General features: G+C 45.6%; 19 protein-coding genes. 4 read left to right on the top strand and 15 right to left on the bottom strand.

Annotated elements, in window-relative coordinates:
- Positions 1–432 precede the first annotated feature (432 nt).
- The 8 genes from PSE7367_RS19835 to PSE7367_RS20910 all read right to left on the bottom strand — a co-directional run bounded on the left by PSE7367_RS19835 (position 433) and on the right by PSE7367_RS20910 (position 11235).
- Complete coding sequence (locus PSE7367_RS19835; protein WP_015146341.1) at positions 433–1008, bottom strand: Uma2 family endonuclease; 576 nt, start codon at positions 1006–1008, stop codon at positions 433–435.
- A gap of 205 nt (positions 1009–1213) precedes the next feature.
- Positions 1214–2107 carry a sulfotransferase domain-containing protein gene (locus tag PSE7367_RS19830; protein WP_156800580.1) on the bottom strand — a complete coding sequence of 298 codons (894 nt, stop codon included), beginning with the start codon at positions 2105–2107 and terminating at the stop codon, positions 1214–1216.
- Between the two features lie 218 nt (positions 2108–2325).
- A complete protein-coding gene (locus tag PSE7367_RS19825) occupies positions 2326–2625 on the bottom strand; it encodes a hypothetical protein (RefSeq protein ID WP_015146339.1) in 300 nt (99 codons plus the stop codon).
- A gap of 404 nt (positions 2626–3029) precedes the next feature.
- Positions 3030–3911: a hypothetical protein gene (locus PSE7367_RS19820; protein WP_015146338.1), complete on the bottom strand. Its 882-nt coding sequence runs from the start codon at positions 3909–3911 to the stop codon at positions 3030–3032.
- Positions 3912–3966: 55 nt separating this feature from the next.
- Entirely contained in the window at positions 3967–4788 is an 822-nt protein-coding gene (locus tag PSE7367_RS19815; protein ID WP_015146337.1) for a phage tail fiber protein, read from the bottom strand.
- Between the two features lie 53 nt (positions 4789–4841).
- Positions 4842–6872, bottom strand: a complete 2031-nt coding sequence (locus tag PSE7367_RS19810) for a hypothetical protein (protein ID WP_015146336.1) — start codon at positions 6870–6872, stop codon at positions 4842–4844.
- Between the two features lie 802 nt (positions 6873–7674).
- Entirely contained in the window at positions 7675–7929 is a 255-nt protein-coding gene (locus PSE7367_RS19805; RefSeq protein ID WP_041700320.1) for a type II toxin-antitoxin system Phd/YefM family antitoxin, read from the bottom strand.
- 60 nt (positions 7930–7989) lie between these two features.
- Entirely contained in the window at positions 7990–11235 is a 3246-nt protein-coding gene (locus PSE7367_RS20910; protein WP_015146332.1) for a CHASE2 domain-containing protein, read from the bottom strand.
- A gap of 627 nt (positions 11236–11862) precedes the next feature.
- Here PSE7367_RS20910 and PSE7367_RS19795 point away from each other — a divergent pair.
- Complete coding sequence (locus tag PSE7367_RS19795) at positions 11863–12051, top strand: hypothetical protein (RefSeq protein WP_041700231.1); 189 nt, start codon at positions 11863–11865, stop codon at positions 12049–12051.
- A 339-nt stretch (positions 12052–12390) separates the two neighbouring features.
- Here PSE7367_RS19795 and PSE7367_RS21425 read toward each other — a convergent pair whose 3' ends face one another.
- The 6 genes from PSE7367_RS21425 to larB all read right to left on the bottom strand — a co-directional run bounded on the left by PSE7367_RS21425 (position 12391) and on the right by larB (position 17287).
- Positions 12391–12561, bottom strand: coding sequence for a DUF4278 domain-containing protein (locus PSE7367_RS21425; RefSeq protein WP_015146331.1), 171 nt, complete (start codon positions 12559–12561; stop codon positions 12391–12393).
- An 18-nt stretch (positions 12562–12579) separates the two neighbouring features.
- On the bottom strand, positions 12580–12741 hold the full coding sequence (locus PSE7367_RS22295; protein WP_156800579.1) for a hypothetical protein: 162 nt from the start codon (positions 12739–12741) through the stop codon (positions 12580–12582).
- A gap of 292 nt (positions 12742–13033) precedes the next feature.
- Positions 13034–14548 (bottom strand): phage terminase large subunit, encoded by a 1515-nt coding sequence (locus tag PSE7367_RS19785; protein WP_015146330.1) that lies wholly within the window; start codon positions 14546–14548, stop codon positions 13034–13036.
- Between the two features lie 12 nt (positions 14549–14560).
- On the bottom strand, positions 14561–15088 hold the full coding sequence (locus PSE7367_RS19780; protein ID WP_015146329.1) for a hypothetical protein: 528 nt from the start codon (positions 15086–15088) through the stop codon (positions 14561–14563).
- 134 nt (positions 15089–15222) lie between these two features.
- Complete coding sequence (locus PSE7367_RS20905; RefSeq protein WP_015146328.1) at positions 15223–16293, bottom strand: hypothetical protein; 1071 nt, start codon at positions 16291–16293, stop codon at positions 15223–15225.
- Positions 16294–16489: 196 nt separating this feature from the next.
- The gene (larB, locus tag PSE7367_RS19770; RefSeq protein WP_015146327.1) at positions 16490–17287 is read right to left on the bottom strand and encodes a nickel pincer cofactor biosynthesis protein LarB; all 798 of its coding nucleotides are present in this window, start codon (positions 17285–17287) and stop codon (positions 16490–16492) included.
- 634 nt (positions 17288–17921) lie between these two features.
- On the opposite strand from larB, the gene PSE7367_RS20900 reads away from it, so the two are divergent.
- The 3 genes from PSE7367_RS20900 (at position 17922) to PSE7367_RS19755 (ending at position 21072) form a co-directional block, all read left to right on the top strand.
- Positions 17922–18293, top strand: coding sequence for a hypothetical protein (locus PSE7367_RS20900; RefSeq protein ID WP_015146326.1), 372 nt, complete (start codon positions 17922–17924; stop codon positions 18291–18293).
- A gap of 1217 nt (positions 18294–19510) precedes the next feature.
- Positions 19511–20092 carry a phycobiliprotein lyase gene (locus PSE7367_RS19760; RefSeq protein ID WP_041700311.1) on the top strand — a complete coding sequence of 194 codons (582 nt, stop codon included), beginning with the start codon at positions 19511–19513 and terminating at the stop codon, positions 20090–20092.
- 521 nt (positions 20093–20613) lie between these two features.
- Positions 20614–21072 (top strand): STAS domain-containing protein, encoded by a 459-nt coding sequence (locus tag PSE7367_RS19755; RefSeq protein WP_015146324.1) that lies wholly within the window; start codon positions 20614–20616, stop codon positions 21070–21072.
- A gap of 85 nt (positions 21073–21157) precedes the next feature.
- Here the strand turns inward: PSE7367_RS19755 and PSE7367_RS19750 are convergent, their stop codons facing one another.
- Positions 21158–21904, bottom strand: a complete 747-nt coding sequence (locus PSE7367_RS19750; protein WP_015146323.1) for a phycoerythrobilin:ferredoxin oxidoreductase — start codon at positions 21902–21904, stop codon at positions 21158–21160.
- Positions 21905–21913: the final 9 nt, after the last annotated feature.

The raw sequence follows: 21913 nt of genomic DNA, 5'->3' as shown, positions 1-21913 counted from the left end.
TTTTAATTAGAGATAAATTAGAGCTTGTTTAATTAGATTAACTAGTTCGATCGCAAAATCGCCACAACCCACCTTCAACCCACCAAGCAACCCACCTTTTACCCACTAACCAGCCCACCTTTAGCCCCACTAAACATACTGACGGCTGGGGGCAAGAGCCGCATAATGTAATTGCCAGTCTTAAGTACGTAGGGGGTTTGAGTTTAGTCCTCTTGTCCAACTTACTTATCGCGGTACTCTGTGTAATTGGTTTCAATTAATCAGTCCTATTTCGATAGTTAGTTAGCGGAAAAATTCAAGTCTCCGAAAGTCGGGTGTCCCCCCGACTATTTTATTGCTTATTTTTAGGGATCGCTTGGCGGAATGATTCTGGATCGGGGTTGGCTAGCTGTTCCGCCACGCTGCTTAGCTGTAGCGGCTTGCAATCAAGCTCTACCAAAAAGAATCCAGTTCCAAACTAAACCCTGGTAATACATCTTCGCCGCTCAGGGTTTCAGGCGATCGCAACAATTCCACTGCTTGTCCCTGACGATAAATTGCCACGGTCTGGCTCTCAGGATTCAGCAACCATCCCAGACGAGTGCCATTTTCCAGATATTCCTGCATCTTGGCTTGCACCGTAGCTAGGCGATCGGTGGGCGACATCAGCTCTGCCACAAAATCGGGGCAAATCGGCGGGAACTTCGATCGTTGCTGTGGGGCAAGGGCTTCCCACCGCTGTTTGCTAATCCAGGCTAAATCCGGGGAGCGATTTGCGCCATTGGGCAATTTAAAGCCAGTGGAAGAATCAAAACAATAACCCAGTTTGGTGCGTCGATTCCAAATCACCAGGTCTGCGTTTATTTCTGAATTGCGATTGCCAGTATCTCCACCAGTAGGGGGCATGATAATTAATTCTCCCTGGGCGTTGCGCTCGAATTGGAGTTCTGGATGATTCCGGCAAAGCTGATAGAATTGTTCATCGCTCAGCTCAATGAAAGGCTTTAGATCGATCGTGTAGGCGTTCATATATCCTTCAACTGGCGGGTAGGCACTAGCAAATCAAGCGATCGATTCTATTCTAGCTGGAATTAGGGCGTACAAATAGTTAGCAAACTAGCAAGTTGGCTGTCCAAAAATTTAGCTTGCTAAGTTAATAGACATTCAAATTGCTGAACTTTTAAACATCGATAAAGGCTGGTTCAAGCATCGGTAAAAAAGCCATAATCACTACTTAGCGATTGACATAATTAAAAGTTCCCTCAGCTAGCTGGATCACCATTGCCGACAGTTCTTGTAATTGCAGGTATTCAGGCTCACCAGCCATAACTATTTGATAAATCCCCACCGCGGCATCAACATACCAATCCATCTCATCTACCGGAGCAAGCTCTAACTCCATCAGCGATGCCTCGGTTTCATAGCCCAGAGACACTAACCAGGGTGCAAAAACCGTATTGGTAACTATTTGCTGCTTGCGATCGAGTTCATCCCGCCACCGACCAGTCTTAGCTCCAGCAATGTGCCCTGTTTGTAGCAATGTGCTTTTATCAATTACCCGTTCCCCTTCATGAAAAAGCTGCTCTTGGGGCAGTTGGCTGAGGTTTTCAATCACTTTCTGGCTTTTTTTCAGGCCATTATCAATGGCAATCTGCTCACAGATCTCTTTACTCAGGCTAACTCCCAGATAATCGGCAATTCGAGCAATCTCCTGGGCTGGTTGACCCATAATATCTTTAAAATTGATAAATAGAGTCTGGCTATTATTTTGATACCAATCGTAGTAAATCAAGTTATAGATTACACCCCACATCGCCAGCTTAAACTCTTTCCCTTCAAATTGCATTCGTGAACAAAGGCTATCACGAGGATCGCGGTAAGTAAAAATGTTTTTAATCTGTCCATCGACGATCGCTGCAAGGGTTTGCTTGCCAGGTGTATGTGCCTTTAACAAGATATGCTGATGCTCTGGGAAGGTTTTATTTTGCAAGAATGCATCAACCGCATCAAATTCCCCCACATAACCTGCATTATAAATTTGATTGACGGCGGCAAGAATCGATTTACAAACGTTATATGACCATGTAGAAGCCGATCGTGCCATTCCACTACATAATATCGTTGTCAAACATTCCTCCCTAGCGGCAACAAATTTTATGAACTAAATTATAGGCGACTATTTCACTGGAGTATAGCAACATTAGACAGGTCAATGATAGGCTCCTTTATGGCAAATGCACCAACTAATACCCTGTTAAATTGGGAGCAGATTGGATGGTTGAAGTATTAAATTGTCACCCAGCCAGTTTGCGTCAATCAGCCATGCAGAAGCCAAGGTCGAATAGGTTATGCATCCGTAAAAAAGCCATAATCGCTGCCGATTGCTCGACTATAGGCATAGTGCTTGCCCAATCGCGGTGGATTGATGCCATAAAAATCACCCCAGACCCGATCGCCATGAATGGTTTTAGCTTCGTATTTGCCCAGGGTTGGATCAAACCGCACCAGGGCGGCGAGTTGCCCCAGTGGTTGCGATTGGCGGCGCAGTTGGCGATCGGTGGTGGATTCATAAATGTCTCTGGCGGCCTGGGCGGCGCTACGTGCCAGGGTAAGCGAGTTGGAATTGGCGGTGGTGGATATCAGCATGGTTTGGTTTAGGGCGATCGGCTGGGATGATTACTGAAATATATTTAAAGCTGATTAAAGCTGCTTGGAGCTGATTTGGTCTAAGCGCAGGCAAAGCAGTTAGATGATTAGGTTTAAAAATTCAGCAGGTTAACTGGTTAGCTTTTTGGTGGGTCAGCGAGTTGACTTTTTAAAAGTTTGGCATTTTGAGCATTCGATCGGTTGGCTTTTCAGCTAATGGGATGAGATGCTAGATAGATAGGTAGATAGATAGATAGATAGATAGATAGCATTTTGAGAATTTGAAAATATAAACTGTTAACCAACTAAACATTTAAACTACTAGCAAGTTAGCAAGGTAAGCTCTCTATTTCACTTCTAAGCTAGATTCTGGCTTAATTAATGGTTAATCAATTCCCAGCCAATCAATTCCCTATAATCTCCATACTCACCGCCACATTAATAGCCGCATCCTGAATATCTAACAGGTTGCTTGAAAATACACTTTGGTCAAAACTGATTAGATATAACCCATTGGGTTGCCTTGCGCCTGTGCTGCGATTAATAGTCACAGAATTTGAGGCCAGATCGCCATCAGTGATCTCAGTTTGCTCCAACGTGACTTTTATATTCAGGCTGCCAGGATTGACTCGAAAAATCTGATAACCAAACCCCACCGTCTTCGTGCCATAGATACCAAAACTATTATCACTCTTATCAATCTTGCCAATCAGACTATCGCCGCTGCCACCATTTACATCGATCTGCACCAGGCCAGTCAGCTCAAAGAAATCAAGATTGGTGGTAAACCCAGTGAATTGGGGAGGCGTGGCAAAGGGTGGATTGATATAGGCCGCATAGGTGGGAATTGAGTTAAAGGTCATGGCCAGCAGTTTGCCATCAACGGTGGCGCTCAGTTCCATCCAGTTAACCGGTTGGGGAATAATCACCAATGGGCGGCGTTGCAATACCTGCCGATCGGCCTGGATCTGCCGGCGAATATATTGGCCAATCAATCGCGCATTGCCAGCGGTGGGAATTGTCCAGATTGGTTTGCCAATTCGCACCCCCCGATTAAAAACCTTGATTCCATCGGCGATCGTGGCGGGGCTATTATTACTATTCGCTACATTCGCCAATGGTTGCCGTTTGAATAGGCCACTGGCCGAATCATATCCCTGGAAGGTGTTCCGTTCTGGCAGTTGGGCGGCGGCTTCGAGATCCTGGGCGATCGCGGCGGCATGAACTGTTTGCGATCGGCGGGCACTCTGTCTGGCTAGTTCGATCGTGGGGTCTAGGTCGGTCATAATCACGCATTTAGATTGATAATTTGAGTAAACTAGTCAACTTAAGCGGCTCTAATTAAGCAGCCCTGAGCACCAACTGACCAGGTTCAAAAAAGACCCGATCGCCCTGAAGGACTGGCAATGGTTCACTCAATATCCCCCACATCAGCAGATTGCCACCACTGATCGCATCAAAAATGCCCACATGGGTGATATCACTGGCTAGATTATTATCACTTGCACCAAAGTCAATCTTGCCCTTATTCGTGATCTGGAAATAGGGCGCTGCGGCAACTGGTTCATTCCATCTTTCCATATCAACCTCTGCGGGTTGGGGGCGGCCAGTTGAGCGAATATTGTTAGTTACCTCTGTACCACCGCCACCAGCTCCCGGTGCAGCAGTATAGAGCGCCACATACAAATCAGTAGGCGAGGTAGGGATAGTGCCACGAATCCAATTGAGCAAAGTTTGTTGAACGGTTGCACCCCAGTTTTCCTGCATCGTGACCTTGATTTCACCTGCGTTGATCGTCGCTGGATCACCATCCAAAAATGTAATTTGACTACTTAATGCGGTATAGGCGATCATCTGCCAACCACCACTGATATTTGCCCAGAGCGCCACATGGTCTACATTCACATCATCAGCAGCAGTGCCAAAATCTACAACCGCACTATTGGCAATTTGATACCCATCGCCAACTGGGAGTGGAGCATCAAAAGTCACTACCCCTGGATTATTTAAAAAAACGGTAACATCATTAACTGTCGTCCCAGCCTCTTCAGGAACTCCTTGATATAGGCGGACTTCCAGTGAGGTGGGCGGCTCTTCCATATTGTCCAGAAGATGGTTTAATTTTTGTTCTTCCCAGAAATTAGAACTTTCTGTAAATGCCATATTTCCTCTGCTTCTGCTTTTATCGAGTTTTTACCTAATCCTGTTTCAATTGATTAAAGTGGGAAGGAAGCCACTAGCTCTGTTCCCGCCGTGATCGTTGCCGCCAGGGCGCGATCGACTGGGAATGAGACTGTCAATTCCGTTCCGGCAGTAATGTTGGCCTTCAAGCGCAAATTCTGCTCAAACACCGCGCTCATTTCCGTTCCCGCCGTAACATTCGCCGCCAGCTTCTTCAGCTCCGTATAAATGCCCGGATTAATCGGGTAAGCATGGGCGATCCCATAGGCGCGGCCATTCTCATAGGCCAGGGCAATCCCATTCAGCACATAGGCCACCACATTCCCATTCGGTTCCGTCCAATCGCTACGCATCAATGGCTTGAGGTTATCCATCACATCATTGGTCAGCGCAAACCCCACCTCATAGGCATATCTGGCCATCACCAACCATTTCCCTAACCGTTGGGCGATCGCCCTGGCGGTGGCATGATCGGGGATATAATCAAACCGATAGCTACGCTCCCGTTCATACCCCGTGCTCAGGTCAAAATAGGCAACGCCACTCACTTCCGTTTCCGTAATCGTGCTAATCGGCGTGCGATATTCGGCCTGGGGTGGCAGGTAGCGATCGTCAAAACTAGCACCCACCAATCCCCCTGGTGCAAAAGTAAGACCATAGGGATCTTCGATTTCATTCGCCACAATCAAAATCTTGGATTTCTGGGGCGTTTCAATGAAGCCATATTGTTCCGTTTCGCCAATGCGTGACCACTGGCGGATAGTCTTTTCGGCCACATGCAACCCATAGGGATCAACCAGCTCATCGGGGTTAGTAATCACCCTGGCCTGTTGCTTGGTGGTAATTTGCCGGGACATCTCATCGGTTTGGACAGTGGTTTCCGCTGCCTCAAAAATATTCTGAGTAGTTTCGATTACTGCATTAGTCATGGTGAAGCGATCGGCTACTTCAGCACTATTAATCAACCCCTTCAGCTCATCAATTTCTGTCAAAATCTGCACCAGGCGATCGCTACTATCATAGGTGCGAGTAATCGTGGTAGTACGACTGAGAATTAAGCTCAAGGGATCGGCATCAGCGGGGTCAATCAGGCCACGGGGAAAGCTCACATCGATAATATCAACTTCCTGATTCCCCTCTGAACTAATCGCTTCCTTGCGAATCCGAGTGCTTTGGGTAATTGTTTTGGCAAAGAACACCGTAGAATCGGGAATTATCTCGCCTATAATCCCTTCGATCTCAAAGGTTTCGTCATAATAGGGAGTTTCGGTAACAGGCGGTGGCGTAGCATCATAAGCCACCCCGCTTACCCTGACTACCTCGACCGGGGTTTCGCTCACCCCACCGAGGGGTTGATAGAGTAGTTCTTGGCCAGCATTATTTCCCACCTCAATAATGAAGTCAATTTCAGTCGGTTCCAGGTCGATCGCCCTGGCGGCTACCTTTCCCGTGGCATCTTGATACAGGTAGTAACCCGCACCATAGGCCAGTTCTCCCGCCTGTTGCACCAAGCTTTTGCGATTGGTTTTGATCGCTGGCGCAGTCCGACTAATGCCATTTAATTCGGTAAAACTAGGGCTATCGAGGTTACTAATCTCAGCAGCATTGAGCAGGTTAGTAATTACCGTGGTTAGCGAGATACTGGTTCCGGCCACGATCCCAGCGAAATCGCCATCGGGCTGCGGAAAGTCACGCAAGGCCAGAATGCAGCCTAGTTCCAGCTCCAGGGTAGGCGGCTGGTCGGCAAAAAATGGTCGGATTGGTTCGCGCAGAATATAGAGCGGATTCGCCATTGGGTGAGGTGAAAAGCTACCCGCATCATTGGTGAATTGAATTTTAACGGTTTGGCCACGATGCCAGCGGCTAATATTTGCCAACGGATTCATACTCTCGATCGGGCTGGGTAAGTCACTTGCATTCAGCTTCAGCGTGCCCAGGGTTTGAATCATGCCATGCAGTGGTAAATAGGCATAGCGCAAGGTTAAGGAAATAAGCCGATTGCTCCAGTCTTGATTGTCGGAGCCGATCGTTATTTTGATTGGTTTGGCAGCGATTTGGATTGCCATAGTTGATTAAGTTTATTTCACAAATTCAGTCACAAATTCAGTCACAGGTTCAGTCACAGATTTAGCACCATCAAAGACTGCGATAGATTTGCCACATCAGTTTGAGGACAACTTTCAAGATTACTTTGACAGCTTTCTTCATTTGCTTATTAGGAGTTTTCATCGCGCTCCGGTGGGGTAATTGAAGTGTTTAAATAGCAAATAAGAATTTAATTGGCTTTAAAACTCTAAATATAGGCAAATAATATAAATTTGGTTTGATTTACTACTTATATTTAATTAATCCTATTTATTACTATTTAAAACTTGCTTATTTACTATCAATAAATTTAATTAGCAATTCAACTTGTTAACATTTCAAGTTATTAACAAGCTAAAAGTTCATATTGCTAGCTGGTTGAGTTGCTGAAATATTGAATATTTAAAAATTTGAATGATTAAGTTGTTGAATTGTCAAACAGTCAAACAGTTAAACTGCTCAACCAATAACAACTCTCTCTAAGAAAAACCAGGTATAGCTTACGATCGATTTATAGCTGGCAGTGAGTTGGTAGAGCGCTGGATAACTAGCTTTTTTGCGCCGCCTGATCCCCATATCCAAACCATAACATAGAGGTTGGGAAGGGCGATCGCTCCGCCAAGGTGAACCACTTTTGCTCTCAGTTCAGCAGCCTAAACCTAATCAAGCCATTTTTAACCAATCAAAAATCCCCACCCCGCTCAGATGGTGAGAGGATTTCAATCAGCCAATCCGGCAGCCGCAAAAATTCAACTAGACTATGGGCGATCGCACCTGTCGCTGTCATGGTTTGATTAAGTCTCGCTGCACTACCTTTCCAGCCTTCACTTCAGCTAGTGATTTTAGTAACCTTTCTGCATTCTTCGGGCTAGCCATTAAATAAGCGGTTTCTTCATATCCATCGAAATCTTCCACTGACATTACCACAGCAGACTTACCATTCGGGCGGGTAATCAGAATTGGTGCGTGATCATCGTTTACTTTATCCAGGGCACTGGCTAAGTTTTCCTTAAAAGAGGCATAGGTCATGCTATCCATATTCATCACCATTTGCAATATGTACTCATCATTGTACATTAGCAAAAATGGAGCGATCGGCTAGCTGGTTACCCTATTACTCAACCACCGCTTCAGCGTAGAATTAAGGTCATTCATCACCACCGGCTTACTCAAATAATCATCCATCCCCGCCGCCAGACACTTTTCCCGATCGCCCTTCATCGCATTCGCCGTCAACCCCACCACCACCATATGCCGGGGCACATGTTGTCGATATAACTGCTCCTCCCAAGCACGTAAACGCCTGGTGGCCTCATACCCATCCAGACGCGGCATCTGGCAATCCATCAGTACCACATCAAATTCAGGTGGCGGCAAGTTGGCGATCGCGCCTACACCCTCCCTCGCCTTGGCTTCAATATTAGTATCCAGATTGGCATAACCCGCCGGAATCAAGGCCACCAGTGCCTTTTGGCCATCATCCACACAGGTCACTTCATAGCCCAAGCGTTCCAACTGTTTACGTGCTACCTTTTGATTGACCGGATTATCTTCCACCAACAGCACCCGAATCTTGGCCTGGGAAGGATCAGAATCAGGCAAGAACTTGCCAGTCGTACCCATATCATCCAAGACCGCTTCAAAGGGCTCACCTTCAGCCATACCCAAAAAGCAACCGAGCAACCGAGCAGCCCGCAAGGGTTTGATCACAAAGGCATAGGCGCGATCGATAATCACCAGCTTATCTGCCTGATCGCGGCGCTTCACATCCGCCACCACCAACCAGCAAACATGGCTATGTTCAATCACTAATTCTTTTAATTCCGGTGGAATGCAATAATCTAGCTCCAGTTCGATCGCCCCCGGTGGCCCCACCTGCTCTAGGGCTTTGCCCAAAGTATCATCCTCATAATCAGCTTGCGAGGCAACCCAACTATCCAGAGCATCCAGGCTCACCACACCAAAATCCCAACCAAGGTTACGGGGGAGGTGGGAATCATGGGCATCACCACCATCTGCCAATTTAAAATTTGGGGCTAAATCTTGCTGTAAGTTTTGCTGTAAATTTTGCTTGAATAGCAACGCCGCCCGAATCGTAGCAAAGCTATCTACTTTCATACCCCACACCCTGGCATAATTCTCAACAATCTGACGGGTGGTTTTGCTGGGCTCAATGATTACCAGGCGCACCCCAGCCAAACTTTGATGCGCCGCAAACAACTGCCTGGGCTGGCGATCGGGCTTGAACTTGACCTTGGCAAAAACCGCCGTGAACCAGAACGTTGAGCCCTGCCCCGATTCACTTTCCACGCCGATTTCACCCATCATCAGCCCCACAATCTGCTTACAGATTGCTAAGCCCAAACCAGTGCCACCATATTTGCGGGTGGTGGAAATATCTACCTGGGAAAAGGATTGAAATAACACATTTTGCTTATTAGCGGCGATCCCAATTCCTGTATCGCTCACCTCAAAGCGCACTTCCACCGTATCAGCGGTAACGTATCCTAGTTTCAGGGTGGTTTTGATTACCCCTTTTTCCGTAAACTTGATTGCATTACTGACCAAATTAGTCAACACCTGCCGCAAGCGATAGGCATCACCAACCAGATGCAATGGCACGTCTGGGGCAATGTAGATCGCCATTTCCAGTTGTTTCTGGCTGGCCTGCCCCGCCATTAATTCCATCACCCCTTCAACGCAATCATTCAGCTTAAAGCGTTTCAGCTCTAGCTGCATCTGCCCCGCTTCCAGCTTCGAGAGATCGAGAATATCATTGATCACCAGCATCAAACTCTGGGTCGAGTTGCGCATTGTACTCAAGAAATCAGTCTGCTCCGCATTCAGCGGTGTATATTGCAGCAGATCCATCATGCCGATGATGCCATTGATCGGCGTGCGAATCTCATGGCTCATGTTCGCTAAAAAGCGGCTTTTGGCAATATTAGCGGCTTCGGCGGCGGCTTTGGCTGCTTGTAGTTGATCCTGGATGGTGATCCGTTCTTTAATCTCTATCTCCAGCAATCGATTATTTTCGGCCAGTTCGGCGGTACGCTCCAATACCCGTTGTTCCAGGGTGCGGGAATATTCTGAGAGCTGACGATAGGAACGTTTTAAATTATCTAACAGCAACCAGCCCACGGTTACGATCGCTGCCCCCAACAGGGCAATCAACGCCGGCGGCAACGGCCCCCAGGAACCAATCAAAAACAATCCATAGGGCAAAACCAAAACCAGCCCCAGGGCGATCGCAAACACCAATAGACCGCGCCAGCGATCACTAATAAACCAAACCCCGATCGTTCCGCCTACCGCCGCCCAAACCAGAATCCAAATAATTTCCTGAGGTTCAGCCCAACCATAGAGCACCGGTTGCCCATCGATCGCCGCCGCCAGCAGATGATCAATAATGTAGGCATGAATTTCTACCCCCGGTGCCGCGGTTAAGTTGCTGTGGGTGAAGGGGGTAAAAAAGCGATCCTTGATGCTTTCTGCCGTTGAGCCAATTAATACAAGCCGATCGCGGAATAAATCTGGTTCAACTTTGCCAGCCAACACATCAGCGATCGACACCGTTTTAAACACTTCACAATTTGCCTGTTCCTGACAAGTGTGGCGATGATAATTCAGCATGATTTGATAGCCATTGTCATCAGCCCTGACATAGCCACCATCATTCCTGGTCAAAGACTCAAAGACAGCCCTACCCAAACCCACAGTGGACTGCTCAGCATCGATCGGCTTTATAAAAATGCCTTCGCGCTCTAAATACATCAACGCCAAACGCAAGGGCAAGCTTAAATAAATTTCATCATTCTCAATCCGAATTGATAACAGGGCACGGCGCAGGGTGCCATCATCATCCAGCACCACATCATTAAAAGCCACCTGGTCTAGCGCTTCGAGTTCGGGCGGCGGTGCTACTATGCCAGCCTGTTCATCACTGGTCACCTTTTCGATGCCAATCAGGTTGGGCGTGGTTTGATAGATCTCCACCAATTTTTGATGCCCTGGTTCCACTGGCAAATCACGATAGATATCCAAACCGATCGCCACCGGCTGTTGGGCGCTAATTTGCTCGATCACGGTGGCCAGATCTGCATCGGGCATTGGCCAGGTTCCGTTGGTGCGAATAAAGGTTTCATCGATCGCCACTATCACCACCCGTTCAGGATGGTTCTGCGCTGGCGCTAGTTGAAAAAAGCGATCGAGGGTGACTAATTCCCACAGTTGAAAAGCACCAGCAAACCGCAAAGCCACCACCACCACCGTCACGGCGATCGCGGCAATTCCAGCCTTGATAAACTTGCCAGTTTCAAAACGTAACTTGGATCTCGATCTCATTAATAAACCTGGATTAGACTCAGGTAGACGGCACAGACATTAATCAATAGGGGAATTTGGATCGCTCCTCATAATTAGGAATATTAACGAATATCCGTTATTTATTTACTAATATATTTATTTACTAATATCAGGATTGATCACCATGCAAAGCAAATAAAAATACAGATCAACTCAGGCAATGGGATTACTTTTATTACTCTTAGCTTGCCACTTCTAAAACCAAGACTTATATATATATTGATGCGGCTGGATAATTCCATTAAGGTTTAATTAAGGTCAGAGTAAATTCTAGTTTGGCTGGATGGTCTGGATGGTTGAGTTAGCCAGAGGGCGGCGGCTACGATCGACATTAGATTTAAAAATTAAAAAATCGAAAAGCAGATTAAAAACTAACTTAACAATTTAATCTCTAAGTTATCCCCAGATAGCAATTATCTAGCGTTAAAATAGCACTCATATAGCATTTACATTTTAAAAGCACTTTTCTGGATCGCAATATTAATATTCAAGTTTTAATAAATTGGATTATTAGATTGGATTATTAGTAAGTTGAATTATTAGCAATATTAGCGTTTTAAGGTTATCAGCGTCACCGCGATCGCAACCTTAACCACAGCCAATTTAGTGAGGGATCGCCAGGCCGATCGAATTAAAGTGCTCAAAGTTTCTGCGACTGTTTGTGATTCATGTCAGCGTCATCAATCCTGCTTACCCTATAACTTTGCCCAGGTTGATCGCAAAATCTGTCAAATGCTCGAAAAGCTGACCCATTGCGATAAGCAGGTGTTGAAAAACAATCTAAAAACCAATTAGCCTAATTCTAAATAGAGCTAATAAATAGAGCTAAATAAAAAAAACGATCGCCAGTTGAATAGCGATCGCCGGATACCTAGTAATTTTCGAGAAATACATTCTCAAGCAGAATATGACTGAGAATGCATGTATTAAGTGAGGCGTTGATCCCGGCGACCCCATGAATTTACATAAATGGCATCAACCAGAATATTTGAATTGTTTGCAATAACTAAAATAATTGCAGTTCTAACAATACCCAGAATCGCTCAGATAATTAAGCCAATTGGCGCATTTTTGAATTAATTTAACCTAATTCCCCAAAATGCCAATATATTCAGGGTTTGAGCCAGAAGCAATCTAGTAGGCGACACCCATGAACATCAGCTTTTCGGTGCGGCGGGAGGCGGCTTTTTCGGCGCCAGCCATGCGGTAGTGAGCACCCATGAAGTTCAAGTCGGTGCGGCTTTTGGTGGTGGCCAATACTTCACGATGGCTGTTGTAGGCGATGCCTCGGTAGGTTAGTTTCATAGTTGTTGTCCTCTGCAATTAATGGTTTAGTTTGTTTTGGTTTAATGCGTTTTTCAATGCGTTTGTTTTGTTGTAACCATAATGCCGCGATCGCCCTGGTTCCGCTGCGATCTGCATCACGCCGAACTGTGATCTTTTGGCGCTCAGTTGGTGGCCGCGATCGCTTGGATGCAGCGACATCGCTAACCGCCAGAGTTACATCACAGTGCTATAGATATTTCTTTGGCACAGCGAAGGAAATGGCAGCTAACAAGTCAACAACTTACCAGCTTAACAAGCCAAAATTTTAGAAATTCAAGATTTTAGCAGTTTAAAAATTCAACAACTTAGCAAGCTATTAATTCAAAAGTTCAAAAGTTCAACAATTCAACTGGATTGCTGGCTAGCTTGATCATGCCGATCGCCCAGACTAACTAGACTAACCAGACTAAGCCGAGCATAACAATTCCAACAATCACAATAATCCCAACAATCACATTACATAGTCATCAAATCGGTTTGGCGATCGCCGTTGCTCAGAACGGGTATAGGTAACAATCGGCGGCAGCACCAGCGCCATCACGATCGCATCACCCAGGTCAGGGCTTTTGCCCAAACGCTGTTTAATCTGGTCTTTCTTTTCGATCGCCAACCCATGCAAACGCAACTGCCAACGCGGCGCGGTTAAATCGGCCAATACTTCTGGCAAGTCCGGCAGCATTAAGGCCTGCTCACCTTGATTATTGGCGGGGTCGAGCATCTCCCGCAATTGCCACCACCACTGCGCCCGCTGATTCACAAACCGCCGCAGGCCAGCATCTTGATTACTTCTGGCTCTGGCATCCAGGGCGATCACTACATCACTGGTTAATTCCGACATCATCCGCAATGTATCCACCACCGCTGCCCCCACCCCGATCGCATCGATTTGGATTGGCACCCGCTGACCCGCCAGAATTGATTTAACCCGATCGATAATTGGAAACGCATCGGGGGTTTCCTGGCCTGGTAGCACGTCTAATTCAATTAAATTGCCATAGCGATGGGCGATCGCACTGCGGTCATTGCCACCCCGCGCCGGATCGATCGCAATTACGGATAAAGGCGGATTAGCTATCTGTTGCTGCTTGAAGATACGATAGCGTTCCTGGGCAGCGATCACCCAGGCAGTGGGAATCACCTGATAGGTATGATCCCTAATGCTGGTGCCAAAATCGCCATGTCTTAGTTTTGCGGCCAATTCGGGGGGCAAATTGTCGAGGAGGCGATCGTAACCAGTATCTAATAAAAAATGGTTATCTTCCACACTGGCAGCAATGAAACAACGTTTGCGGGGATAGACCAATCGCCCCTTTACCTCAACTGGTTCAGGGGAGTCTACTTCTTCCTGTTGAATGAAATAGCGAATTTCACCAGAGATAGCGGGGTTAGGGTGTTTAGGGTCAAGCCAAGGCCGCCAATGGCGAATAATCCAGGCTCCCATCTGCGCATCGGGCGGGTTACTGGTGGCCACAATCCGGCATTTTTGCTCAGGATCGGTGGAACGATTCCAGGCGGAAATAAATTCATATTGACTTTGCGTAAATTCGCTCAGTTCGTCAAATGCCTTCAGGTCATGCTCGCGGCCTTTATATTTGGTTTTGTGCCGATCGTGTTGGCAACCGCCTAGTTCAATGGTGCGATCGCCCAGGTTCAAAGTCTTGCGACTCTGGTTAACGCTGGTTTGGGCTAGGGTTTCAATTCGATCGATGATGCCGTTGAGTTGGGTTGCTTCGCGGCGCAGAATTAGCGATCGTTGGTGTGCCGTCAGTGCCAGTCCACAAATCAAGTCGGTTTTTCCGCCCCCCGCACTGCCACCATAGAGTAACTCATCGGCTTCGCTGTCGTAGGCCATTGCCTGGGGACTGTTGGGAATCGGTTGCCATTCGATCGTGGTTTTCGTTAAGGGCTGTAATTGAATCGAACGCTTGCAACTCTTTTCTAAACTAGCATTACTATAGGTTTCCATCACTCTGTTTTACTAGTTCTTACTACTATCCCGATTAGAGCTACTCAAGTTATCAAAGGCATGACGTACAGATTCTCGTAATACGGCTATGCCTCCCACAACCTCAGTGAGAATCGTTCGAGGAACCCAGCCAGCATTAGCAAGAACTCTCAAAGCTTCCATTTCATGCATTCTTTTACCTAATACACGATCGATCACCCAGGCAGGGGTACTACGGCGTACTTGCTTAGTCGATTTTTTATGGCTTGTTTCTTTATTACTACCGATTCTTTCCTCCTCAGAATTATGTACCTCCGTAGCTTCCCCGCCTAGATATTGGTCTAAAACAGCCATTGCCTTAACTACCTGGCTGTGATTCTTACCTTCTCGATATATATGTCTAGCTTTTGCAACCTGCTCAGAGAAAGAAATTTCGTTACGCAACCATTGATGGAAAGTTTTTTTATCGATGCGAGCTTCTTTGCAAGCCTTATCATCAGAACCAGTCTCAGAGATGCTATCAAGGATTAAATCAGCCCTCTTTTTATCAAATTCAGCCACAGATCCCCCATCTTCACTGGTAGGTTAATGCTTTCTATCTTAACCGATATAAAGCAGACCTAGAAAGCGATTTAGCCATAAAAAAGAATCGAACTAAACAAGCCCGAATCGATTCTTTAAATATATTCGTAAGTTTAATTATTTATTGCGAAACCAGAACAATCAATATTACGCAACCGCGAATCATCCTTAAAATCATTATGCATCCCATAATCATGCAAAGCGAACTGAATTTGAAGCATCAATCGATCGCCCCGTAGCGGTCTGGTCGCCTTATGAATACAAAAAGTATCTTCTGCAAACCCAAATCCCGCCGCACCACAGACCGAAACCAAATTCTCGGTTCCATAATGCTGTTGTACATAATCATCACTGCGCCTTTTCACCGGCGAGAGTAAATAGGCCAGCTTTTTATTAACATGACTACCGCGCACGCAAACATGGGGGCCAGCCTGCTCATCCACTGCCGTGAGATAGAAAAAGAAGCGCAAACAGGCGTAGTCATCTAAATCATAGTGAAAAAAGGTAATTGCATAGTTGGGGTCATAGACCGTGTGATCATCGATCGCAAAATTCCACCACAGGCGACTACCGGTAAAAATCGGCTTTGCGCCCAAATAACTCTGGGCGATCGAGACTAATTGGCGATCGTTACCCAGGCGGCGAATCGCCGAACACAACCGACTGGTGTTGAAATATTGAGCCGAGAAAAAAAGCCGACCAGATCGCTGCTCTGCCTTAGCTTTATCAGCATAATAAAAGCCCTGATCCGGTTCCAAATTGCCATAACAGGGATGAGTGTGGGCAAACTGCCATAATTCCTGCTGCATCGACTGGGACAGACTCAGACCAGTATAGATGCCATCCTGGTTTAAAACCGTAACTATTTTAGTTGGCTCCAACCCTGTGCACACATTCTCAACGTGATCATTCTCTTCGTTCGTTAATTGCGTTGCTGGGCAGGACTGGTGGCTAGCGGGGCGATCGTCATGATTAACATAATTAAGCTGATGATTGAGCTGCAATCTATTGTTTAGCCTGATCATCAACTTGGCACAATACCTCAACCACCCAAACCGACCAGCAATCGACATGATCAACCAGGGCGGGTTCCGCCGTCCCTTCTTAACATAGTCCTGGAGGCGATCGCTGACTTCGACCCAAAACCCTCGGAAAAAAGTGTTATAGGTACTTCGTTTGTTCATAGTTAGTCTGGACATATGGTGGGAACTAATCGCAGTCTCGGCACCGCCAAAATCATCTTTGATTAAGCAATCAGCCTGATCAATCGCATGTTCTGGGGCAATTTCTTAGCCGATGCTGATCGGTAAAGCTAAGTTCCTCTGAAAATAATAGTAACTCCAAACCCAAAAAAACTTGAATCTCTAATTATTTATTTATTTAATTATTTAACTTCTGTGCCGTGTTCAAAATTTGCCCCGCCAGGATCGCTGCGCCAAAGCCATTATCAATATTCACCACGCCGATCCCCGCCGCGCAGGAATTGAGCATTGTTAACAACGCCGCCACGCCACCAAAACTCGCGCCATAGCCCACGCTGGTCGGCACTGCAATCACCGGACAATCGCACAGGCCACCTACCACACTCGGCAACGCCCCTTCCATGCCTGCCACCACAATCAACACATCCGCCGCCGTCAACACCGCCAGATTATTCAACAAGCGATGAATCCCAGCCACGCCCACATCCCACAATCGCTTCACCTGAAAACCGCATAGTTCCGCTGTGATCGCTGCTTCTTCGGCCACTGGCAAATCCGCTGTCCCCGCCGTGATGATGCTAATCAAACCAGGTTTCTCTGGCGCAGAGGCAGTCTGCTCTGGCACGATCGCACAGATCCGCGCCATTTCAAAATAAGTTAGCTCCGGCAAAGCCAAATGCAACTTATGGAACACCGATTCACTGATGCGGGTGGCCATAATCGGCAAGGCAAATCCCAGCTCCCGTTGCTTATGCTGCATCGCCGTCATAATTTGCACAATCTGGTCAGGGGTTTTCCCTTCACCCCAGATCACTTCCGGAAAACCATTCCGAATCACGCGGCTGTGGTCAATGTTTGCCACCCCATCGATCGCCTCAAAGCCAAAGTTTTTCAATCGCGCCAAGGCTGCATCAACGCTCGTTTCGCCAGCGGCCACCGCTGCTAATAATTGCTGGAGCGCCTCGGTTGGGTTCATTGACATAATTGACACAATTGATCTATCAGACTAAGCATTGTCGGTAGGGTGGTGGTGCAAGCAATGGGGGCAGAGAGTTCTAGCATAGGAAATTTTACCCTCCCTGGATATATGCATGTTTCGCTATAATCATGGTAGATAATCATGGTAGTAAGTAGGCAGACTGGATTTAGGGATCTAAATATCTAAATATCTGACATCCATTGCTAATTTACTGCAAATCTATTCAGGCGATCGCCGCATTGATGGGGGGGCAACCCAAGCATGTTTACACAGATCCCAAATGGTCATAAAAGAGTTACAAAGGGTCATAAAGGGGGCGATCGCTCAGCTTGAACTTGGTTAATTTATTAAAACTAAAAAACCAACTAAGTTAATCAGAACTGGCTTAAGACTGACTTCGCATTGAATTCCGATTGATTCTATATTTCTACATTTCAATATTGACCTCGTGTTGATCTGATTAGTGTTGATCTGCTTAAGATCAATCAAATTGTTAAACCCAGCCAAAATTAAATTCAAATCGCTGCTAATAGCTTAATCAAATTAATCACGGGGATTAAATTTGTAAATTTAGTCATTAATTGCCATAGGCTGCTTAATTCAAGCGGCTGAAAACTAGATGTTTATACCTATGAATAATCCAAAAGACATGTACCAAAATCTGGACACAAATTCGACCGTATTAGAGAAGCGGGAGCAGCTCCAAACCCGCCTCAAAACCAAACTAGAAGAATCAACCTGGCTGCATAAATTCAAGCAGCTTAGCGATCTGCTCACCACGATCAAAACCGAGATCCCCGCTACCATTTTCTGCGACCTGCGGTGGTTAACCGAGGAAGAAACCCTCTTGATTCATTGCCCCAACCCAGAGACCAAGGCCAGTTTGGAAAATGAAGCGGATAAGTTTGCGCAGGTTTGTTCGTTTGCCCAACGGTTTGTGATCACCTATCTAGATACGCCTGATTTTGTGATCACCTGCTCGCAGACCTCAAATGTCCATTAGCGGCAATGTTGGCGGCAATGATATTTAGCGTATTTTAACGATCGCCAGGGCTTGACTTAATGCTTAGTTAATTGAATCAATCAAGTTAATTAAATTAATTAAGTGCATCGATCGATTCATTTTTATTTAGCTTACCCGGTCTAAACGCATATATATTGGACATATATTAGATATATAGATTTAGATTAATGGTATTAGTAAAATAATTAAATGTAAGGCTATTAAGGCTATGATCAAGTTAGCCAAACTAAAGAAACAAGTTGGTTTATTTAGTAATTAAATTTAGTTAGTAATTAATTAGTAATTAATTAGTTCAATTGCCAACCATTGTTTAGTTTGTTAGTTTATAGTTTAAATAGGGACTAGGTAGTTACAGCATCTGAACGTTTTAGCCCTGAGCGATCGATGCATCATTGTTTTCCAGTTACGCTACTTAAGACTTAGGAATCAATGGCATTTTAGTTCCCAGGGGAAGCAATACCTACCAATTAAATTCATTGAATCTCCTTGCAGTATCTATGCAGGTATATTTAGGTTTTCAAAATTAGACGGAGATATTGGCATCTAAAGCGATTGAGAATCGCCACAGGTAGCCAATCAGTAAGTCTTCAAACCTTCAAGTCTTAGATGCTGCAAGCTTAAAGCTTAAGTCGTGGCAATTCCGGCTAGTTCGGCACAATTAGCCTGGGAATTTAAATCAAGCATAAAATCAGGCATAAGATCGATCGGCTGGCCTACATCGCAGAGATGGAGCGGTGTTTTGTGAATGTACAATCACATCAATCACATCAATCACATTAATCACATTAATCACATTAATCACATTAATCGCGCTACGGAAAGAATTATTTACTATTTTTCGATCGGTAGCCCAAATTAACTGATTACAGACGATTACAGGCGCAAATTAATTCACTTGCTTAAATATAAATTTCTTAGATATCAAGCTCTTAGATATCACCAATTATGACGCGCCATAACGAGTAATAATGCGGTCAAAAAACAATCAACCTGCACGGCAGTTTATAGTGACTAAACTTGATTTAGCTCGCAACCGCATCCGGTTTAATTTTTATTTGCATCTTAATTCATGCCTTAATTCAACAAATTCAACTATTACTTAACCAGATTCAACTAAATTTGATCAGGTTAAGTCCTTGTCAAGCTTAAACTAAATCATATCTCAAACCATGCTCCAGCAGCCATCTTTAATAACAATGAATCATAGCATCCAAATATTTAATGATTTCTTTATCCAATGCGTGGGCAGATGGTCCAGCGAGCGCACCTATCATTATCTGGCCGCCAACGATATTGAGCGATCGCACACGGATTTTGCGATCTTCCCGCTCACCGAGGCTAGCAAACAAAAGGTGCTACTCGATAATCAATATGACCTGATCAAAAACCCCGATCAATATCCTGGGTTTCATCTAGGCTTCGAGACGGTATCCGAACATGGCGATCGGGTCACTCAATCCCTTAACTTGATGTTTGTCTATCAACCCCAGGCCAATCCAGACTCACATACCGAGATCCTGACCGGGGACTATTTGCGCGATCGCGCCTACGAAGAAGCTAAACCAATGGTGGCCAAGTTCACCTTTGATCCAATTTTGAAAGAATTAAAAATGACTACCACCTACACCAGCGTGGTTTCGGTCGATTCGATTACGCTGATCAATCCCCAGTTGCGCATCCGCAAGATTATTAACTACCTGCGCCCTACCCCTGGAGCGCCACTCAAAAACGTGATGTTGGTGGGCTTTGGCGTAGAACAAAAACAACCCAGCAGCTAACGAGCAAATCTTGGTTGGTCAACCAAACCTGAGAAGTTAATGTGATTTGGCGTTAATATGGCAAATCCTAACTTAGGACTACCTTAGGGCTATTTAAATCTATTGAATACGATTCTGGTTAATTACTTAATGTGGTAGTAAAGTAATGCGGTAGTAAAGCAGCAATACCCCATTATCATAAATTTGGCGCTGCGTAAGTTTTAGCGTAGTTGGCTGAATGCCAGTTGCAAACGACGGAATCCCAGAGCTTAATCAGTTTAGCCTTCACCTTAGCAATTACTAGGCCGCTGCTCCTATCCAACTAGGTGAAAGCCAGTATTTATATAAACTTACGTCGATTTATGTCGATCGAAAGTAGATTTCTATGACCAATGGTGGGTTAAATTATTTTTAATATTTCTTAATATCTAATCTAAGCGGTTACTTAAGACAAACCATTGCTTAAATTGGCAAAAAATGGTTGTTTTTGCAACTGGGAAAAAGCAGCCGAATTTAAAGAAATAGCAGATTCTAGATTAGATATGGTAGAGAAAAAAAACATTAAAGGCTTTCCTAGGGTAAAGGTAATCAAGCCATCAGGTAAAATCGATCGCAGCAACTATCAGCAATTTTACCTGGAAGCGATCGCTTTTGTAGAAGAGCTAACAACCAATTTAAATCATCTGCCCATCTATCTAATAATTGATTTACAGGATATCAAGGTTATTGATGGCACGGGGCTGGGTGCATTAATTAAATTATTAAAGGAATTACGCAAGGATGGCTCGCGGCTGGCATTATGCTCAGTTAGCCCCAATATTGAAACCATGCTAAAGCTAACCGCTACCTATAATATTTTTAATGTGCTGGCCACTAAGCGTGACCTCCTGAGCAAACTAAAGCATAGCCAGTCTAACCCGGCGAACCCGGCGATCGTGAGGCGGAACAATCCCCCAACGATGGTTAAACCACCTCAACAGTTTCAACCGCTTACTTCTTAGTGGATGCGATTTAGTGGATGCGAGCAACTTAAATTACATTTACATCACATTTACATCACCTCTATGCCGTTGAATCTAAATAGAACTAATGGCTGATCGCTAATTTGCGCTCCAAATCAAACAGGAAGCCGTGAATATATTCTTCCGTCCATTGCGATCCATAGAACCGCGTGAACATGCCCCTGGCCGGGTCTTTCTCGGCGCGATAGCGTAAATAGCGCAGTTGGGCGGCTTCAATTTTGGCTAATTCAGCGCTGTCGGTAATTGGCGCGGCGCGATCGGCAAAGTCTAAATAGGCTTGCAAATACTCCTTAAACGCATCAAACACATGGGTTTGCACCGCCTCATCTTCCTTTGGCCGCGTCCACAAAAAAGCCGGTGAAAAGAACTGGCTGGCCTCAGCGGGGAAATCACCACCCCAGGGCAAATGGGCTTGATATTTCTCGAAAATTGGCATAATTGGCGCGGCATATTTAGCTTGATAGGCAGGATCATCGCGGAACAAAGGCTGCATATCCAACGCGATCAAATGGCCACCGGGCAGCGTCACCAGATCCGCGCCAAAAAACGGCAGGTCATAGTTTAGCTGCGGAAAAATCACAAAATTCAAAACCTGCAACGACTTGCCCCCCTGCACATGGGCCGCCCGAATTTGGCGTAGCTTGGGCGCTTGATAGCCATAGCTGGTGGTCAGGACTTCATATTGATTGCGACCCTTGCCAGTGGTGGCGGACTTGGACTCAAACCCATCTGGAATCGGATAGGGGGAGAGGTCTAAGCGTGCTTGCAACAGCTCGATCGCATAGTCTAAAAAAGGTTGATATAAAGTCATGTAATTAAA

It is taken from the genome of Pseudanabaena sp. PCC 7367 (genome assembly GCF_000317065.1).
Classification (GTDB): domain Bacteria; phylum Cyanobacteriota; class Cyanobacteriia; order Pseudanabaenales; family Pseudanabaenaceae; genus Thalassoporum; species Thalassoporum mexicanum.
This window is presented reverse-complemented; position numbering and strand designations above follow the sequence as displayed.

Excerpts from the sequence above, each read along its gene's own strand:
- PSE7367_RS19810 (WP_015146336.1), bottom strand. The coding sequence starts at position 6,872 with ATGGCAATCCAAATCGCTGCCAAACCAATCAAAATAACGATCGGCTCC.
- PSE7367_RS22295 (WP_156800579.1), bottom strand. The coding sequence starts at position 12,741 with ATGTCGCTGCATCCAAGCGATCGCGGCCACCAACTGAGCGCCAAAAGA.
- PSE7367_RS19835 (WP_015146341.1), bottom strand. The coding sequence starts at position 1,008 with ATGAACGCCTACACGATCGATCTAAAGCCTTTCATTGAGCTGAGCGAT.
- PSE7367_RS19755 (WP_015146324.1), top strand. The coding sequence starts at position 20,614 with ATGGTAGAGAAAAAAAACATTAAAGGCTTTCCTAGGGTAAAGGTAATC.
- PSE7367_RS19750 (WP_015146323.1), bottom strand. The coding sequence starts at position 21,904 with ATGACTTTATATCAACCTTTTTTAGACTATGCGATCGAGCTGTTGCAA.
- PSE7367_RS20910 (WP_015146332.1), bottom strand. The coding sequence starts at position 11,235 with ATGAGATCGAGATCCAAGTTACGTTTTGAAACTGGCAAGTTTATCAAG.
- larB (WP_015146327.1), bottom strand. The coding sequence starts at position 17,287 with ATGAACCCAACCGAGGCGCTCCAGCAATTATTAGCAGCGGTGGCCGCT.
- PSE7367_RS19825 (WP_015146339.1), bottom strand. The coding sequence starts at position 2,625 with ATGCTGATATCCACCACCGCCAATTCCAACTCGCTTACCCTGGCACGT.
- PSE7367_RS20905 (WP_015146328.1), bottom strand. The coding sequence starts at position 16,293 with ATGAACAAACGAAGTACCTATAACACTTTTTTCCGAGGGTTTTGGGTC.
- PSE7367_RS19820 (WP_015146338.1), bottom strand. The coding sequence starts at position 3,911 with ATGACCGACCTAGACCCCACGATCGAACTAGCCAGACAGAGTGCCCGC.
- PSE7367_RS19785 (WP_015146330.1), bottom strand. The coding sequence starts at position 14,548 with ATGGAAACCTATAGTAATGCTAGTTTAGAAAAGAGTTGCAAGCGTTCG.
- PSE7367_RS21425 (WP_015146331.1), bottom strand. The coding sequence starts at position 12,561 with ATGAAACTAACCTACCGAGGCATCGCCTACAACAGCCATCGTGAAGTA.
- PSE7367_RS20900 (WP_015146326.1), top strand. The coding sequence starts at position 17,922 with ATGAATAATCCAAAAGACATGTACCAAAATCTGGACACAAATTCGACC.
- PSE7367_RS19815 (WP_015146337.1), bottom strand. The coding sequence starts at position 4,788 with ATGGCATTTACAGAAAGTTCTAATTTCTGGGAAGAACAAAAATTAAAC.
- PSE7367_RS19805 (WP_041700320.1), bottom strand. The coding sequence starts at position 7,929 with ATGGATAGCATGACCTATGCCTCTTTTAAGGAAAACTTAGCCAGTGCC.
- PSE7367_RS19760 (WP_041700311.1), top strand. The coding sequence starts at position 19,511 with ATGAATCATAGCATCCAAATATTTAATGATTTCTTTATCCAATGCGTG.